Origin of the sequence: Mycolicibacterium smegmatis (assembly GCF_001457595.1) — a bacterium.
GTDB classification, from domain to species: domain Bacteria; phylum Actinomycetota; class Actinomycetes; order Mycobacteriales; family Mycobacteriaceae; genus Mycobacterium; species Mycobacterium smegmatis.
On the sequence record NZ_LN831039.1, the window covers coordinates 168,595 to 185,027 of the forward strand.

A 16,433-nucleotide genomic window follows, 5' to 3' on the forward strand; every position below is an offset into this window, starting at 1 on the left:
TATGAGTACTGTTCAGGTTCTCCGCTCGCGGTTCCCGCGGGCGTTCTCACGCTCCTCCGAGATCGCGGCCACACCGGCGCGGTTCCTCGACAGCATGGGCCACGTCGCGTGGTTCGTCGTGCAGGCGATCGTGCATGTGCCCCACGCGTTCCGGCATTACCGCCGCGAATCGTTGCGGCTGGTCGCCGAGATCGGCATGGGCACCGGCGCGATGGCCGTCATCGGCGGCACCGTCGCGATCATCGGCTTCGTCACGCTGTCCGCGGGTTCGCTGATCGCCATCCAGGGCTTCGCCTCACTCGGCAACATCGGTGTCGAGGCGTTCACGGGCTTCTTCGCGGCCCTTGCCAACATCCGCGTCGTCGCACCTGTGGTCACCGGTCAGGCGCTCGCCGCGACCGTCGGGGCGGGTGCCACCGCCGAACTCGGCGCCATGCGCATCAGCGAAGAGGTCGACGCGCTCGAAGTCATGGGCATCAAGTCGATTTCGTATCTGGTGTCCACGCGCATCATGGCAGGCGCGATCGTCATCATCCCGCTGTACGCCATGGCGATCCTGCTGTCGTTCATGTCGGCGCAGCTGGTCACCACGATCTTCTACTCGCAGTCGGTCGGCACGTACGAGCACTACTTCCACACGTTCCTGCGTGTCGACGACGTGATGTGGTCATTCCTCGAAGTCATCATCATGTCGGTGATCGTCATGTTGAACCATTGCTACTTCGGCTATTTCGCCAGCGGCGGCGCCGTCGGCGTGGGTGAGGCCGTCGGGAGGTCGATGCGTACTTCGTTGATCGCGATCGTGCTGGTGGTCCTGTTGGCATCGTTGGCGCTCTACGGCACCGACCCGAACTTCAACCTGACGGTGTAGCGCCATGACCGAGCCTCCAGCGCCAACCGCTCCGCTCAACAAGCCGAAGACACCGCCGTACAAGCTGGCCGGGCTCGTCCTCGGGCTTGTCGGCGTGCTCGTTCTCGCGCTCACGTGGATGCAGTTCCGCGGTCAGTTCGAGGACAAGGTTCAGCTCACGGTCCTGTCGGGCCGTGCCGGCCTGTCGATGGACCCCGGATCGAAGGTCACGTTCAACGGCGTGCCGATCGGCCGCCTGGCGTCGATCGACGTCGTCGAGGTCGACGACAATCCCGAGGCCAGGCTGACCCTGGACGTCGATCCGAAGTACCTCGACCTGATCCCCGAGAACGCGAATGTCGAGTTGCGGGCCACCACGGTGTTCGGCAACAAGTACATCTCGTTCCTGTCGCCAAAGAACCCGTCGGCCGAACGCCTCTCGGCGTCCACACCCATCCGGGCGCAGGGCGTGACCACGGAGTTCAACACGCTGTTCGAGACCATCACCGCGATCTCCGAGCAGGTCGACCCGATCAAGCTCAACGAGACCCTGACCGCTGCCGCACAAGCCCTCGACGGCCTGGGCGACAAGTTCGGCCGCTCGATCGTCGACGGCAACGCGATCCTGGCCGACGTCAATCCCCGTATGCCGCAGATCCGTCGCGACATCACGGGTCTGGCGAACCTCGGCGAGGTCTACGCCGACGCGGCCCCGGATCTGTTCGACGGTCTGGACAACGCCGTGACCACCGCACGCACCCTCAACGAGCAGCGGGGCAACCTCGATCAGGCGCTGGTGGCGGCGGTCGGGTTCGGCAACACCGGCGGCGACATCTTCGAGCGCGGCGGCCCGTACCTGGTGCGCGGCGCGCAGGACCTGTTGCCCACGTCGGCGCTGCTCGACGAGTACAGCCCGGCGCTGTTCTGCACCATCCGCAACTACCACGACGCGGCTCCGAAACTGGCCGGTGCCCTTGGCGGCAACGGCTATTCGCTGCTGACCAACTCGCTGGTGGTCGGTGTCGGCAACCCGTATGTGTACCCGGACAATCTGCCGCGGGTGAACGCCAAGGGCGGGCCGGAAGGACGGCCCGGCTGCTGGCAGCCCATCACCCGTGACCTGTGGCCATTCCCGTACCTCGTGATGGACACCGGTGCCTCGATCGCGCCCTACAACCACTTCGAACTCGGGCAGCCGATGTTCGCCGAATACGTGTGGGGCCGCCAAGTGGGGGAGAACACGATCAACCCATGAGTATCAAAGGCACGCTTTTCAAGCTCGGCATCTTCTCGCTGGTGCTGCTGACGTTCACGGCGCTGATCTTCGTGGTGTTCGGGCAGATCCGGTTCAACCGGACCACCGAGTACTCGGCGATCTTCAAGAACGTCAGTGGTCTGCGCGACGGGCAGTTCGTGCGCGCGGCCGGCGTCGAGGTGGGCAAGGTCAAGAGTGTGGACCTGATCAACGGCGGCGAGCAGGCCGAGGTCAAGTTCACCGTGGAACGGTCGCTGCCGTTGTTCCAGGAGACCACCGCGGCCATTCGCTACCAGGACCTCATCGGCAACCGCTACCTCGAGCTCAAACGCGGTGATTCCGACCAGATCCTGCCCCCGGGCAGCACCATCCCGGTCGAACGCACCGAGCCGGCGCTGGATCTCGACGCACTCGTCGGCGGTTTCCGCCCGTTGTTCCGGTCGCTGGAACCCGAGAAGGTCAACACGATCGCCACGTCGCTGATCACGATCTTCCAGGGCCAGGGCGGCACCATCAACGACATCCTCGATCAGACCGCGCAGTTGACCGCGTCGCTCGCCGACCGCGACCAGGCCATCGGTGAGGTCATCAAGAACCTCAACACCGTCCTGGACACCACGGTCAGGCATCAGAAGCAGTTCGACGAGACCCTGGTGAACTTCGAGACCCTCATCACCGGCCTGAAGAACCGTGCCGATCCGATCGCGACGTCGGTCGCGGACATCAGCGATGCCGCGGGCTCACTGGCAGACCTGTTGTCGGACAACCGGCCTCTGCTGAAGGACACCATCGGCTATCTCGATGTCATCCAGGCGCCGCTGGTGGAGCAGAAGCAAGAGGTCAGCGACATCCTGGTGCAGATGCCCCAGGCGCTGAAGATCATCGGCCGCGCCGGTGGCATCTACGGTGACTTCTTCAACTTCTACGCCTGCGATCTGACCTTGAAGCTCAACGGCCTTCAGCCGGGCGGGCCCGTGCGCACCGTCAGGATCACCACGCAACCGTCGGGTAGGTGCACGCCGAAATGAGGACACTGCAGGGTTCCGACCGGTTCCGTAAAGGTCTGATGGGCGTCATCGTCGTGGCGCTCATCATCGGTGTCGGTTCGACGCTGACCAGCGTTCCGATGCTGTTCGCGGTGCCCACCTACTACGGGCAGTTCGCCGACACCGGCGGCCTGAACATCGGTGACAAGGTGCGTATCGCCGGCATGGACGTCGGCAACGTCAAGAGCATGGAGATCGACGGCGACAAGGTCGTGATCGGCTACACCCTCGGCGGCCGCACCATCGGGACCGAGAGCCGTGCGGCGATCCGCACCGATACGATCCTGGGCCGCAAGAACATCGAGATCGAGCCGCGCGGAAGCGAGACGCTGAAGCCGCGCGGCGTGTTGCCGGTGGGCCAGACGTCGGCGCCGTACCAGATCTACGACGCGTTCCTGGACGTCACGCGCAACGCCGCGGGCTGGGACACCCAGGCGGTGCGCCAGTCGCTGAACGTGTTGTCCGAGACCGTCGATCAGACCTCGCCGCACCTGAGCGCCGCGCTCGACGGCGTGGCCCGGTTCTCCGAGACCATCGGCAAGCGCGACGAGGACGTCAAGAAACTGCTCGCCAGCGCGAACAAGGTCGCGACGGTGCTCGGTGACCGCAGCACCCAGGTCAACCAGTTGCTGGTGAACGCGCAGACGCTTCTGGCCGCCGTCAACGAGCGTGGCCGTTCGGTGAGCCTGCTGCTGGAACGGGTTTCGTCGGTGTCGCGTCAGGTCGAGGGTTTCGTCGACGAGAACCCGAACCTCAACCATGTGCTCGAGCAGCTGCGCACCGTCAGCGACGTGCTCAACGAGCGCAAGCAGGACCTCGCCGACATCCTCACGGTCGCAGGCAAATTCATCACGTCGCTGGCCGAGGCGCTGGCGTCGGGCCCGTACTTCAAGGTCATGCTGGTGAACCTGATCCCGCCGACCATCCTGCAGCCCTTCGTCGACGCGGCGTTCAAGAAGCGCGGCATCGACCCGGAAGAGTTCTGGCGCAACGCCGGTCTGCCCGCGTTCCGGTTCCCGGACCCCAACGGCGAGCGTCACGAGAACGGCGCGCCGCCTGCCGCCCCGACACCGCTGGAGGGCACCCCGGAGCATCCGGGCCCGGCCGTCCCGCCCGGGTCGCCGTGCTCGTACACGCCTCCCGCGGACGGCATTCCGTCACCGGGCAACCCGCTGCCGTGTGCGCATCTCAGCCAGGGACCGTACGGACCGGTCCCCGGTGGTTACGCACCGCCGAACGTCGCCACCTCGGCACCCAACCCTGATGGGATCGCCCATTCGCCCGGCGTGCCGAGCGCGGCGATCCCCGGTCAGATGCCCCCGGAGCAGCCGGGTGCGCCGGTCGAGATCGCACCCGGTCCGCCCGGTGCGCGCACCGTCCCGGTCAGCCCGATCCCCGGGCCGCCGGACTTCACGCCGGGCATCGCGCCCCCGCCGCCGGCCATCACCGGTCCGCCGCCACCTCCGGGCCCCGGCCCGCAGTTGGCCCCCGTCGGTGAAGCGCCGCTCCCAGGCAATCCGCCGTTCCTTCCGCCGGGTTCGCAGTCGAGATAGGCAGGGAGGCGTCGAGACATGTCAACGATTTTCAACATCCGGAACATCCAGTTGCCCAGGCTCTCCCGGGCGGCTGTGATCATCGGTGCCCTCGTCGTGGCCGCCGCGCTGGTGGCCGGCTATTTCGGGATGAACGCCTACCGCAAGCTGACCAACACGACGGTCACCGCGTACTTCCCCGAGGTGCTCGCGCTGTACCCCGGCGACAAGGTGCTCATCATGGGTGTCCGGGTCGGCTCGATCGATTCGATCGAGACCGCGGGCGACAAGATGAAAGTGGTCTTCCACTTCAACAACAAATACAAGGTGCCGGAGAACGCGACGGCCTCGATCCTCAACCCGAGCCTCGTGGCCTCGCGCGTGATCCAGTTGTCCCCGCCCTACACCGGTGGGCCCACCCTGCGCGACGGTGCGGTGCTCGACGTCGACCGCACGCAGGTCCCGATCGAGTACGGCGAGGTGCGCAACCAGGTCACGCGTCTGCTGGCCGATCTGGGGCCCACGCCCGAACAGCCCAAGGGTCCGTTCGGCGACATCATCGAGTCGTTCGCGGACGGATTCGCAGGCAAGGGTGAACAACTCAACCGCACACTGCGGGGTCTGTCGGATGCGCTGACCGCACTCAACGAGGGACGCGGCGACTTCTTCGCCGTGGTGAAGAGTTTGGCATTGTTCGTCAACGCGCTGCATCGCAGTGATCAGCAGTTCGTGGCGCTCAACAACGACCTGGCGCAGTTCACCAACTCGTTCACCAACACCGATCAGGAACTCGCGAACGCGCTGCAGGACCTCAACCGGGTGCTCAAGACCACGCGGGAGTTCCTGGACCGCAACGGCGGTGTGCTGACCCACGACATCGACAACCTGGAGCAGGTCACCACGGCGATCCTGCAGCCCGAGCCGCGCGACGGTCTCGAGACGGGTCTGCACGCGTACCCGAACCTGGCGGCCAACGTGCTGAACATCAACTCGCCCAACCAGGGCGGCATCATCGGTCTGCCGGTGCTGCCGGGTGTCACGAACTTCTCGAACCCGCTGCAGTTCGTCTGCAGCTCGATCCAGGCGGGAAGCCGTTTGGGCTACCAGGAATCCGCGGAGCTGTGCGCGCAGTACCTGGCACCGATCATGGACGCCATCAAGTTCAACTACCTGCCGTTCGGCATGAACCTGGCGAGCACGGCCATGACCCTGCCCAAGCAGATCGCCTACTCGGAGAAGCGGCTTCAGCCGCCGCCGGGGTACAAGGACACCACTGTGCCGGGCATCTGGTCGCGTGACACGTTGTTCTCGCACGGCAACCACGAGCCGGGCTGGATCGTGGCGCCCGGCATGCAGGGTGTGCAGGTGCAGCCGGCCACGGCCAACATGCTGACCCCCGAGTCGCTCGCCGAGCTGCTCGGTGGCCCCGACATCGTGCCGCCGCCCGCGCCGCCGGCTTTCGGGACGACGCGCGGTGGCAACCTGCCCGGCCCGCCGAATGCGTTCGACGAGAACAATCCGCTGCCGCCGCCGTGGTATCCGCAGCCCGGACCGCCCCCGGCTCCGGCACCCGGAGTGATCCCCGGTGATCCGCTGTCGGCCGTCGCACCCGCGGCTCCGGCCGCGCCCGCGGCACCGGCACCCGCCGGACCGCCACTGCCCGCTGAAGCAGGAGCAGGCTGATGAGGCTGCTGAAGGGTTTCCCCAAGATGCGTAACTGGACTCGCGTCGGTCGCCGGACGGCGGCGCTGGCCGCGGTCGCGCTGGTGCTGACCTCGTGCGGTCAGTGGCGCGGTATCGCCAACGTGCCGCTGCCCGGCGGGCCGGGCACCGAGTCCGGCAGCATGACGCTGTACGTGCAGATGCCGGAGACGTTGGCGCTCAACGCCAACAGCCGCGTGCGGGTGCGCGACGTGTTCGTGGGCCGTGTCCGCAAGATCGAGCTGATCAACTGGGTGCCGACGCTGACCGTCGACGTCGAACCGGGCATCAAGCTGCCCAAGAACACACTGGCCAAGATCGGTCAGACCAGCCTCTTGGGTTCGCAGCACGTCGAGCTCAACCCGCCGGAGGATCCGTCATCGGAGTTGTTGCGTGACGGCGACACCATCCCGCTCGCACAGTCGTCGGCCTACCCGACGATCGAGCGCACCCTGGCGGGCATCTCGGGCATCCTGACCGGTGGCGGTATCCCGAACATCGAGGTCATCCAGACCGAGGTGTTCAACATCCTCAACGGCCGCGCCGATCAGATCCGCGAATTCCTCAATCAGCTGGACACATTCACCGACGAGCTGAACCAGCAGCGCGAAGAGATCACGCGCGCAATCGATTCCACGAACCGGTTGCTCAACATCGTGTCGCAGCGCAACGACACGCTGGATCGTGTGCTCACCGAGTTCCCGCCGCTGATCCAGCATTTCGCGGAGACCCGCGACCTGTTCGCCGACGCGGTGACCGCACTCGGCCGGCTCTCGGCCGCGGCCGACGAGACCCTGTCGGGCAGCAACGCGAACCTGCACACCAACCTGCAGAACCTGCAGCGTCCACTCAAGCAGCTCGGCCGTGCCGCTCCGTACCTGGTGGGCGCGCTGAAGCTGATCCTGACGGTGCCGTTCAACATCGACAACATCCCGAAGGCGATCCGCGGCGACTACATCAACGTGTCGCTCAAGCTCGACCTGACGCTGAGCTCGGTGGACAACGCGTTCCTGTCCGGAACGGGTGTGTCGGGCATGCTGCGGGCGCTGGAACAGGCCTGGGGCCGCGACCCGGCGACGATGATCCCGGACGTGCGCTTCACGCCGAACCCGCACGACGCACCGGGCGGCCCGCTGGTCGAAAGGGGGGAGTGAGAGATGCTGCTGACTCGCTTCATCAAGATGCAGCTCGTCATCTTCCTCACGCTGACGCTGGTGGCGCTGGTGGTGCTCGCGCTGTTCTACCTGCGCCTGCCGACGTGGGCCGGGCTCGGCATGTACAAGCTCAATGCCGACCTGCCCAACTCGGGCGGCCTGTACGCCACCGCCAACGTCACCTACCGGGGCACCACGATCGGCAAGGTGACTTCGGTGGAGCCCAGCGAGACGGGCGCGCGGGTCGAGATGAACATCTACGACCGGTACAAGATCCCGGCCGACGCGACGGCCAACGTGCACTCGGTGTCGGCCGTCGGTGAGCAGTTCATCGACCTGACCTCCGACTCCGGGGGCGGCGCCTACTTCCAGCCCGGCGACACCATCACCAAGGCGACGGTGCCCGCCGAGGTGGGCCCGGCGCTCGACGCCGCCGAGAAGGGTCTGGCGGTGCTGCCGAAGGAGAAGATCGGCACGCTGCTCGACGAGGCGGCCACGGCGTTCGGCGGCCTCGGGCCGTCACTGCAGCGCCTCGTCGATTCGACGCAGGCCATCGCAGGTGACTTCCGGGCCAACATCGATCCGGTCAACGACATCATCGAGAACTCCGGGCCGATCATCGACAGCCAGGTGAACTCGGGCGACGCGATCCAGCGGTGGGCGGCCAACCTCAACACCCTGGCCGCGCAGAGCGCCCAGAACGACGAGGCGCTGCGCAGCGGCCTGCAGCAGGCGGCTCCGACGGCCGATCAGCTCAACGCGGTGTTCAGCGACGTCCGCGAGTCGTTGCCACAGACGCTGGCGAACCTCGAGATCGTCATCGACATGCTCAAGCGCTACAACAAGAACGTCGAGCAGGTCCTGGTGGCGCTGCCCCAGGGCGCCGCGGTGGCTCAGACCGGCACGATCTTCGCGCCTGAGGGTCTGCTGCACTTCGGTCTCGGCATCAACGCCCCGCCGCCGTGCCTGACGGGCTTCCTGCCCGCGTCGCAGTGGCGCTCGCCGGCCGATACGCGCACCGAACCGCTGCCGTCGGGCCTGTACTGCAAGATCCCGAAGGACGCGCCCAACGCGGTCCGTGGTGCCCGCAACTATCCCTGTGCCGACGTGCCGGGCAAGCGGGCCGCCACACCGCGGGAATGCCGTAGCGACGAGCCCTACCAGCCGCTGGGCACCAACCCCTGGTACGGCGATCCGGACCAGATCCGCAACTGCCCGGCTCCCGGGGCCCGCTGCGATCAGCCGGTCGATCCGGGACGTGTGATCCCGGCGCCGTCGATCAACAACGGGCTCAACCCGTTGCCCGCGAGCCAGCTGCCGCCGCCCGAGGTGAGTTCGGGCCCGAGCAGCGATCCGTTGACCGCACCGCGCGGTGGCACGGTGACGTGTAGTGGACAGCAACCCAACCCTTGCATCTACACTCCGGCTGCAGGCGCGACCGCGACCTACAACCCGGCCAGCGGTGAGGTGGTCGGCCCAGGCGGTGTGAAGTACTCCGTCACTAACTCGAATACCCCAGGAGATGACGGATGGAAGGAGATGCTGGCGCCAGCCAGCTGAACCCCACCGATCAGCAGCAGGAACACACAGAGCCACAGATCGAGCAGACGACCGTAGAGGCTGACGCACGGCGCCCGTCCAGGCTGGGACGGGGCTGGATGGCCACGGTGTGCGCTGCGCTGGTCCTGGTGGCCGCCGCGCTGGGCGTCGGGGGTTACCTGGCGTTGCGTTCGCATCTCGACAGCAACGTGATCGCCCGTGACGAGGCCGAGGCGACGCAGGCCGCCAAGGACTGTGTCACCGCCACACAGGCTCCCGACACCGCGGCGATGGCCGCTGCGCAGGCCAAGATCATCGAATGCGCGACCGGCGACTTCGGTGCGCAGGCCGTGCTCTACAGCGGCATCCTGCTGGACGCCTACCAGGCCGCGAACGTGCAGGTGCAGGTGTCGGACATGCGTGCCGCGGTCGAGAAGCACAATGACGACGGGTCGATGGATCTGCTGGTCGCGGTGCGCGTACTGGTGACCAACACCGAGAAGGCCAACGAGGAGCAGGGCTACCGGTTGCGGGTGAAGATGGCCCGCGACGAGGACGGGCTCTACAAAGTCGCGCGGCTCGACCAGGTCACATCGTGAGTTCTGTGCTCGACACCCCGGCTGCCGCCGAGGATGCAGTGATCGACCAGGCGCCTCTGGCGTCGTGGCAGGCGCGGGCCGGTGCGTTCGCGATCGACATGCTGCCCGGTGCGGGCACCGTCGTCACGCTTGCCCTGCTGGCGTGGACGGCGCCGCTGCTGGGCTGGGTCTGGTGGGTCTACACCGGGGCCGCGGTGCTCGTCGTGGGTGCGGTGCTGGCCAACCGCGTCCTGGTGCCCACCACCCGCGGCTGGACACTGGGCCGTGCCGTCGTCGGCATCCGCGTCGTCAAGGCCGACGGTGGTGACGTCGGGATGGTGCGCCTGCTGCTACGCGACCTGGCGCACGTGCTGGACACCCTCGCGGTGTTCGTCGGCTGGTTGTGGCCCCTATGGGACGCGCGTAACCGGACCTTCGCCGACCTGCTGACCCGTACCGAGGTGCGCCGCGCGACGCCCGCTGCCGGCGACGTGCGGCGGTTGGCGGGCAAGGTCATGCTCGCGGCCGTTGCGGTGTGCGCCGTCGCGGTGGCGCTCGGGTACTTCGCGGTGTTCCGCCCCCAGGAGGCCGTGCACGAGGCCCGCGAGCAGATCGCCAACGAGGGGCCCCGGATCGTCGAGCAGATGCTGAGCTACGGCGTCGACTCGTTCAACGAGGACCTCGACAAGGCCCAGACGCTGGCCACCGACAACTACCGTCCCGAGTTGGTCAGGCAGCAGGACGTGATCCGCAAGGCCGGCCCGACCACCAACGAATACTGGGCCGTCACCAGCGCGGTGCTGTCGGCGAGCAAGAACGACGCGTCCATGCTGCTGGCGTTGCAGGGTCAGCGCGGCACCAATCCGCAGGACCTCAAGTTCCTCACCGCGACCGTGCGGGTGGACTTCCGCAAGACCGGTGACGCCTGGCAGGTCGACAATCTCACGGTGCTCAAGAAGCCGAACCTGAACGGGGCGGCGCAATGAGCCCGCGGCGCAGGATCGATGCGTCCGAACGCGATTACTTCGCGGTCGAGGTCGAGCCCCCGTTCCGCTGGGGTCTGCCGCTGGTGGCGCTGGTGTCGGCGCTGCTGATCGCGGCGGCCATCGCGGGCAGCACGCTGATGCTGGTGCGGCACGAGAGCGACCGGCGCACCGAGATCAAGAACGCGGCGGCGCTGGGTTACGTGCGCGAGTTCATGACGATGTACACGACGCTGGATCCGTTCCACGCCAACGAATACACCGACCGCATCCTCACGCAGGCGACCGGCGATTTCCACAAGATGTTCAAGGAAAAGCAGAACGAGATCAACATCCAGGTCGCCCGCAACGAGCCCACCGCAGGCAGCGTCCTGGAGGCCGGGGTGCAGCGGTGGAACGACGACGGCAGTGCCGACGTTCTCGTCGCCACCAAGACCACCACCCGGTTGCCCGACGGCAAGACATTCGAAAGCGGAAGTCGTTGGGTCGCAACGACCATCCTGGAAGGACAGCAGTGGAAGATCAGCCAGCTGATTCAGGTGATCTGACCACCCCGGCCAGACGTCGTCGTTGGGGATTCCCGCTCCGGCGACGCCAGGCCGAACCTGCCGAGCAGTCGGAGGCCATAGGTGAGGGCACCGAGCCGTCAACCGAGGTCGGGAGCGAGTCCGACGGGGAGACCAAGCCGCGCCCGGTTGGCAAGCGCCAGCGGACCGCGCTGTCCACTGGGGAGCAGACCGCCGAGGACCAGACCGAGGAGGCCGCCGAGGCCGCCGCCGGCGAGGCATCCACGGAGACAGAGGAATCCGAGGTATCGGAACCTGTCGCGACCGACGAGCCCGACGAGGATCAGCCCACGCAGAACATCGTCTTCGCCCCCTTCCGGCCGGCGGGCAAGGGACTGACCTATGCTGCGATCGCCGCGGCGACACTGTTTGTCGCCGCAGGCGCGTTCGCCGGCGCGACGGTGTGGCCGTATCTGTCGGACCGCGCGCTGGTGGACACGAAAGTGCAAGTGGCGCAGACCTCCGCCGACGCCATCACCACGCTGTGGACGTACACACCGGAGAACATCGACACGCTGCCGGACCGTGCGTCGCGGTTCTTGTCGAACGACTTCGCCGCCGAGTACCGCCAGTTCATCGACTCGATCGTGCCGTCCAACAAGCAGGCGCAGATCACCAACAACACGCAGGTGGTCGGTACCGCGGTCGAGAGCATCAGCGCCAATGAGGCGACGGCCATCGTCTACACCAACTCGGTGTCGACCAGCCCCGTGACCAAGAACGTGCCGTCGCTGCGGTATCTGTCGTATCGATTGACTCTGGTTCGCAGTGACGGGGACTGGCGGATCACTCAGATGCCTGCCCTGACGCAGTTGGACCTCTCGCCGCAGCTGTAGCGATGGCCATCGCCTCGCCGGTCTCGGAGCGGCTCACGGTCACCGCGCTCCTGCTGTTGACTGTTGCGACCGGGCTCGTCGATGCGATCAGCGTGCTGGTCCTGGGGCATGTGTTCGTCGCCAACATGACGGGCAACGTGATCTTCCTGGGCTTCTGGTTCGTGCCGCACTCAGGGGTCGATCTCACCGCGGCGGTCGTCGCGTTTCCCGCATTCGTGGTGGGGACCATCATCGGTGGACGCCTGGCCCGGCACCTCGACGGGCAGGTCCGAACCTGGCTGACGACCGCACTGGGTGTGGAAGTCGTCCTGCTGACGGTGCTTTCGATCCTCGCAGGCACCGGTGTGCTCGACTACCAGGACAACACCAAGCTGTTCCTCATCGCGGGCCTGGCCATCACATTCGGTATCCAGAACGCGACGGCACGCCAGTTCGGGATCCAGGAGCTGAGCACCACCGTGCTGACCTCCACCATCGTCGGACTCGGGTTCGACAGCCGGCTGGCCGGCGGAACGGGCGAGCGCGAGAAGTTGCGCTATGCCGTCGTCGCGACCATGTGCCTGGGTGCGGTGATCGGTGCGACGCTGTCGAGATTCACTGTGGCACCGGTGATCGCGCTGGCCGCCGTGGTGATCGCGACCAGCGCGTGCATCTTCCGGTTCGGCCGCTAGAACGGTGGGGGTTTGTTGTGTTCGGCGACGAGGTCGTCGTTGAGTTTGCGTTCGGCGGCGATGGTGCGGGCGGTGTTCTGGGCGCGGGTGCGGCGTCGTTTGGGCATCTTGACCCCGCGCAGGTCGGGGTCGGCGGTAGGGATCGGGGTGGCCGGTAGGTCCAGTGCGCCGGTGGGTGCGGCCAGTTCGGTGATCGACAGGCGCCGGTGGCTTCCGGGCACAGTGGTGTACTGCCGCCCGGAAGGGGAGGTCCATACGATGGTGCCGTCGGGGTGTTGTCGGTCTGTCCAGCCGCGGGGGCCGGTCCAGAACGTTTTCAGAAGATGATGAAAACGACACAGACACTTCAGGTTTGAGGCATGCGTGGGCCCTGCGGGATAGGGCACGGTGTGGTCGAGGTCGCAGCGGTCGGCGGGTTTGTCGCAGCCGGGGAACCGGCAGGTCAAATCGCGGCAGCGCACATAGTCCGCGAGCGCGCGTGAGGGGATGTAGCGGTCTTCCGGTGCGGTGTCGCCGGGGTGGATCAGCGGGCGGATGGTGGCGTTGTTGATGATCTCGGCCAGCGCGTAGGCCGGCAGCACTCCCCCACCGAACAGCACGGCCGGCGGAACGCGGTCCAGCGGGTGCTCGTCGGGGTCGAGGAACGCCGCTGGGGTGTCGCTGCTGTTGTCGGTGAACTCGGTGACGCTGACAGATTCGGGGTCGCAATCGGTTTCGGTGGGCGAGTCGGCGGTGTCGGTAGGCGCGGGAGTGTTGGGCTCGGTGTCGGTGGCGGTTTCGGTGGCGGTGGCCGCGGGTGCGATATCCGGGTCGTCGGCGGGCTCGGCGGGCTCGGCGGGCTCGGCGGGTTCGGTGTCGGCGGCAGGCGTGTCGGTGGCAGGTTCGTCGGGGGTGTTGGTGGTGGTGGCGGCGTGTTGGGCGGCGGTGACGGTGTCTTCGCGGGCGATGACGTGCACCACGAGGTGTCCGCGGGAGGATTGTTCGCGGCCGCGGACACAGTCGGGGTCCTCGCATTCGCAGGCCAAGGTGGTGTGGTCGAGGATGGCACCGAGAGCGTCGTGGCGCAGCTCATTGAGGGTGCGCGGATCGTCCGGGCAGACCCCTTCGATGAGTTCGGCGATCCGGGCGTCATAGGCGTTGCCGAGGTGGGCCTGCAGCCGGCCGGTGACCGTGAGCACTCCGGGGGCGTCGGTGGGTGAGCCGATGTCGAAGTAGCGGCCGCGCCGCGAGGCGCGGCCGCGGCGGAAAGACCCGGGGTCGTGTTTGAGGATCAGATCGTCGATGGTGTTGTCGATCTCTTTGAGGGTCAGCTTGCCCCACCCGCTGATCTGGGCGGCCAGCTCGGCGTCGATGAGGGCGAGTTTGTCCGGTTCGAGCATCAGCGCGGTGCTCCAGCAGATGTTGCGCACGATCATCTCGCTGACCAGCCCGGCGGCGAACACCTCGTTGACCTTGGGCAGCCGGTCGCGCAGCGCGACCCCACGCTGGGCCTGGTGCAGCGCGGCCCAGGCGGTGATGCCTTGGGCGGCGCCGAGCTGGGCGCCCACGGCCGCGTCGGGGTCGACGAACCACCAGCGGCGCTCATCGGCGCTGGGGGTGCTGGTGGCACGGATGAACATCTCGGCCATTGCGGCGTGCTTGTGCGCCGAGGCGGACGCTTCGGCCTGTGCCCAGCCGCGGGCCTGGCCCTCCAGCTCGAGGTCGGACAGCGCGGAGAATTCCGCGATCTGCACCAACGACCCTTCGTACATATGTTCGAATCTACCGGCCGTGAGCCCGCTACGGGACCGCAAAACCGCTATCTGTGGATGAACACGCGTTTGGGGATAACCCCAGCTCATGCCCCAGAAATGTCACACCCCCGGTGTATAAGGGCCAGTCAAGCAGTCGACGTACGGTACAAGCTCTAAGCGGGCCTGAACTCGTCCCCGACTCGCACTGTGCCCTCGCCGAGCACTTCGAGATACGCACCGGCGCACGGCAGCTCGCCCAGACCGAAAGATTCGACGCGGTTCTCGGCGGCGGGTGTGCGCAGTGCGTGCTGGGCGCGATCGAGGTCACCGTGCTCGAGCGTGGGGATCACGCACCGCGGTGTCGGGCCCATGGCCTTCACGCGCACTCCGCCGATCGTGAATTCCCGCCCGGTCCAGTCATTTTCGGAGTAGGCCGGGTAGTCGGGCGGGGTCGTGATGACGATGTTGGGCCGGTAGCGCGCGGCCTCGGTGCCGATGCGTTCCAAGGTCGCAGTGGTGATCACGTGCAGCGGCGCGAGGTCGACGAACGAATCCCCGGGTGTCGCTTCGGCGATCTCCAGCAGTGGAGCGTCGACCTCGGCGTCGAGACCGGCCATGAGCACCTGTTCGGGATCGGCGCGCTCCAGGCTCGCGCCGTCGGGCCGGCCGGTGAGCAGACGGACGGGACGCGCGAGCAGCTTGGAGAACACGTCGTCGAAGTCGTCGTCTTCGGGTGAGGACTCGGTGCCGTCGGGCAGGCGCACCTGCACGCTTCCGTTGTCGTCGATACGTGCCCGGCACTTCAGCAGGTTGCGCCAGAGCCGCGCCTGCTTGGCGCTGGCGACCCGTCCGGTCTCCTGATCGATGAACGCAAGGTGCCGGTCGCGGTCGACACCCCCCAAGTAGACCTCCAGCGAGGTGACCGATTCACCGAGCATCGATTTGATCGGGTAACGGTGCAAGCTGTCCACGCGCAAGAGCTCGTCGGCCATACCCGAACTCTAGAGGGTGCGGCGCGCGCCGGACCGTGCGCTCACGGAAACGCCTGGTCAGCTTGCGGTGTGTACCAATTCGGGCTGGGCGGTGTCGGTCTTGGTTTCCTGCCACCCCGGTGGGCGCAGAAGGTACCCGATCCGGCCGCGCCAGGTCTCGGCGTGCCAGACATCGCGCAGCATGAGAACGAACTCGTGGTAGTTGACCTTGATCGGGTTGTTGGTGTCGATGTTCTTGGTGAGGCCGTAGCGCACGGGTTCGAGTTCTTCGGCGTAGCTGCCGAACATGCGGTCGAAGATGATCAGGATTCCGCCGTAGTTCTTGTCGAGGTAGGGGTTGTTGGAGCCATGGTGGACGCGGTGATGCGATGGGGTGTTGAAGATGAACTCGATCGGTCTGGGGAGTCGGCCGACGCGTTCGGTGTGGATGGGAAACTGGTAGACCAACACGATGGCCTGGCACAGGAAGATCATCCACACGGGAATTCCGATGAGTGCCATGGGAATGCTGACCACCGACTTGAGAAACGACCCTGGCACCAGCCACGGTAAGCGTAGCGAGGTGGACAGGTTGAAGTACTGACTGGAGTGGTGCACGCTGTGTTCTGCCCAGAAGAGCCGAATTCGATGGCCCATACGGTGTTTGACGTAGTAGGTGGCGTCTGCGAGGAACAGCGCCAGCGCCCATGTCCACCATTGGTCGGCCGGCAGTGCGAGAGGTGCGAACGCCGCCGCGATCACGATGATCGGCAGCTCGATGAACTTTTCCAGTGGGCTGACGACGAGCCGGATCAGGTAGGTGGAGATGTTGGCGGCGGTGTCACGGCTCGACACGCCTCGCTTGGGTTCTGACGGGGCTGTGTTCTCCCGCCGTTCTCGGAAGTAGCTGTAGTACTCGACGGCGATCAACAGCAGAAAAGCGGGAAGGCCGTAGACGAAGACCATCTTGACCTGTTCAGCGAGTTGCTCCACGGCAGATGCTTTCTTTCCGGTTGGT

15 protein-coding genes are annotated in these 16,433 nt (G+C 66.6%); 12 read left to right on the top strand and 3 right to left on the bottom strand.

Features of this window, described 5'->3' with window-relative positions; translation table 11 throughout:
* Position 1: 1 nt before the first annotated feature.
* Genes AT701_RS00720 through AT701_RS00775 form a run of 12 tightly spaced genes read left to right on the top strand, consistent with a single transcriptional unit; the run spans position 2 to position 12,711 of the window.
* Positions 2-871, top strand: coding sequence for an MlaE family ABC transporter permease (locus AT701_RS00720; RefSeq protein ID WP_003891465.1), 870 nt, complete (start codon positions 2-4; stop codon positions 869-871).
* A gap of 4 nt (positions 872-875) precedes the next feature.
* On the top strand, positions 876-2,105 hold the full coding sequence (locus AT701_RS00725) for an MCE family protein (RefSeq protein WP_058124931.1): 1,230 nt from the start codon (positions 876-878) through the stop codon (positions 2,103-2,105).
* Positions 2,102-3,133, top strand: a complete 1,032-nt coding sequence (locus AT701_RS00730) for an MCE family protein (RefSeq protein WP_011726691.1) — start codon at positions 2,102-2,104, stop codon at positions 3,131-3,133. Before AT701_RS00725 ends, AT701_RS00730 begins: the two co-directional genes overlap by 4 nt.
* Positions 3,130-4,704 carry a virulence factor Mce family protein gene (locus AT701_RS00735; RefSeq protein ID WP_058124932.1) on the top strand — a complete coding sequence of 525 codons (1,575 nt, stop codon included), beginning with the start codon at positions 3,130-3,132 and terminating at the stop codon, positions 4,702-4,704. Before AT701_RS00730 ends, AT701_RS00735 begins: the two co-directional genes overlap by 4 nt.
* 18 nt (positions 4,705-4,722) lie before the next feature.
* Complete coding sequence (locus AT701_RS00740; RefSeq protein ID WP_058124933.1) at positions 4,723-6,366, top strand: virulence factor Mce family protein; 1,644 nt, start codon at positions 4,723-4,725, stop codon at positions 6,364-6,366.
* Positions 6,367-6,392: 26 nt separating this feature from the next.
* Complete coding sequence (locus AT701_RS00745; RefSeq protein ID WP_058127481.1) at positions 6,393-7,538, top strand: virulence factor Mce family protein; 1,146 nt, start codon at positions 6,393-6,395, stop codon at positions 7,536-7,538.
* A gap of 3 nt (positions 7,539-7,541) precedes the next feature.
* On the top strand, positions 7,542-9,098 hold the full coding sequence (locus AT701_RS00750) for an MCE family protein (RefSeq protein ID WP_003891471.1): 1,557 nt from the start codon (positions 7,542-7,544) through the stop codon (positions 9,096-9,098).
* A complete protein-coding gene (locus tag AT701_RS00755; RefSeq protein WP_058124934.1) occupies positions 9,068-9,676 on the top strand; it encodes an Rv1363c family protein in 609 nt (202 codons plus the stop codon). Before AT701_RS00750 ends, AT701_RS00755 begins: the two co-directional genes overlap by 31 nt.
* The gene (locus AT701_RS00760) at positions 9,673-10,641 is read left to right on the top strand and encodes an RDD family protein (protein ID WP_058124935.1); all 969 of its coding nucleotides are present in this window, start codon (positions 9,673-9,675) and stop codon (positions 10,639-10,641) included. Before AT701_RS00755 ends, AT701_RS00760 begins: the two co-directional genes overlap by 4 nt.
* A complete protein-coding gene (locus AT701_RS00765) occupies positions 10,638-11,186 on the top strand; it encodes an Rv1363c family protein (RefSeq protein WP_011726697.1) in 549 nt (182 codons plus the stop codon). Before AT701_RS00760 ends, AT701_RS00765 begins: the two co-directional genes overlap by 4 nt.
* The gene (locus AT701_RS00770) at positions 11,153-12,040 is read left to right on the top strand and encodes a hypothetical protein (RefSeq protein WP_058127482.1); all 888 of its coding nucleotides are present in this window, start codon (positions 11,153-11,155) and stop codon (positions 12,038-12,040) included. Before AT701_RS00765 ends, AT701_RS00770 begins: the two co-directional genes overlap by 34 nt.
* 2 nt (positions 12,041-12,042) lie before the next feature.
* Positions 12,043-12,711, top strand: a complete 669-nt coding sequence (locus AT701_RS00775) for a YoaK family protein (RefSeq protein ID WP_003891476.1) — start codon at positions 12,043-12,045, stop codon at positions 12,709-12,711.
* Here the strand turns inward: AT701_RS00775 and AT701_RS00780 are convergent.
* The 3 genes from AT701_RS00780 to AT701_RS00790 form a co-directional block, all read right to left on the bottom strand.
* Positions 12,708-14,462: an HNH endonuclease signature motif containing protein gene (locus AT701_RS00780; protein WP_197668916.1), complete on the bottom strand. Its 1,755-nt coding sequence runs from the start codon at positions 14,460-14,462 to the stop codon at positions 12,708-12,710. The genes AT701_RS00775 and AT701_RS00780 overlap by 4 nt on opposite strands.
* A 155-nt stretch (positions 14,463-14,617) precedes the next feature.
* Positions 14,618-15,436, bottom strand: coding sequence for an MOSC domain-containing protein (locus tag AT701_RS00785; protein WP_058124937.1), 819 nt, complete (start codon positions 15,434-15,436; stop codon positions 14,618-14,620).
* Between the two features lie 57 nt (positions 15,437-15,493).
* On the bottom strand, positions 15,494-16,408 hold the full coding sequence (locus tag AT701_RS00790; protein WP_003891479.1) for a sterol desaturase family protein: 915 nt from the start codon (positions 16,406-16,408) through the stop codon (positions 15,494-15,496).
* Positions 16,409-16,433 lie beyond the last annotated feature (25 nt).

Coding starts and splice junctions, on each gene's coding strand:
- AT701_RS00720 (WP_003891465.1), top strand. CDS start 2: ATGAGTACTGTTCAGGTTCTCCGCTCGCGGTTCCCGCGGGCGTTCTCA.
- AT701_RS00725 (WP_058124931.1), top strand. CDS start 876: ATGACCGAGCCTCCAGCGCCAACCGCTCCGCTCAACAAGCCGAAGACA.
- AT701_RS00730 (WP_011726691.1), top strand. CDS start 2,102: ATGAGTATCAAAGGCACGCTTTTCAAGCTCGGCATCTTCTCGCTGGTG.
- AT701_RS00735 (WP_058124932.1), top strand. CDS start 3,130: ATGAGGACACTGCAGGGTTCCGACCGGTTCCGTAAAGGTCTGATGGGC.
- AT701_RS00740 (WP_058124933.1), top strand. CDS start 4,723: ATGTCAACGATTTTCAACATCCGGAACATCCAGTTGCCCAGGCTCTCC.
- AT701_RS00745 (WP_058127481.1), top strand. CDS start 6,393: ATGCGTAACTGGACTCGCGTCGGTCGCCGGACGGCGGCGCTGGCCGCG.
- AT701_RS00750 (WP_003891471.1), top strand. CDS start 7,542: ATGCTGCTGACTCGCTTCATCAAGATGCAGCTCGTCATCTTCCTCACG.
- AT701_RS00755 (WP_058124934.1), top strand. CDS start 9,068: ATGGAAGGAGATGCTGGCGCCAGCCAGCTGAACCCCACCGATCAGCAG.
- AT701_RS00765 (WP_011726697.1), top strand. CDS start 10,638: ATGAGCCCGCGGCGCAGGATCGATGCGTCCGAACGCGATTACTTCGCG.
- AT701_RS00775 (WP_003891476.1), top strand. CDS start 12,043: ATGGCCATCGCCTCGCCGGTCTCGGAGCGGCTCACGGTCACCGCGCTC.
- AT701_RS00780 (WP_197668916.1), bottom strand. CDS start 14,462: ATGTACGAAGGGTCGTTGGTGCAGATCGCGGAATTCTCCGCGCTGTCC.
- AT701_RS00785 (WP_058124937.1), bottom strand. CDS start 15,436: ATGGCCGACGAGCTCTTGCGCGTGGACAGCTTGCACCGTTACCCGATC.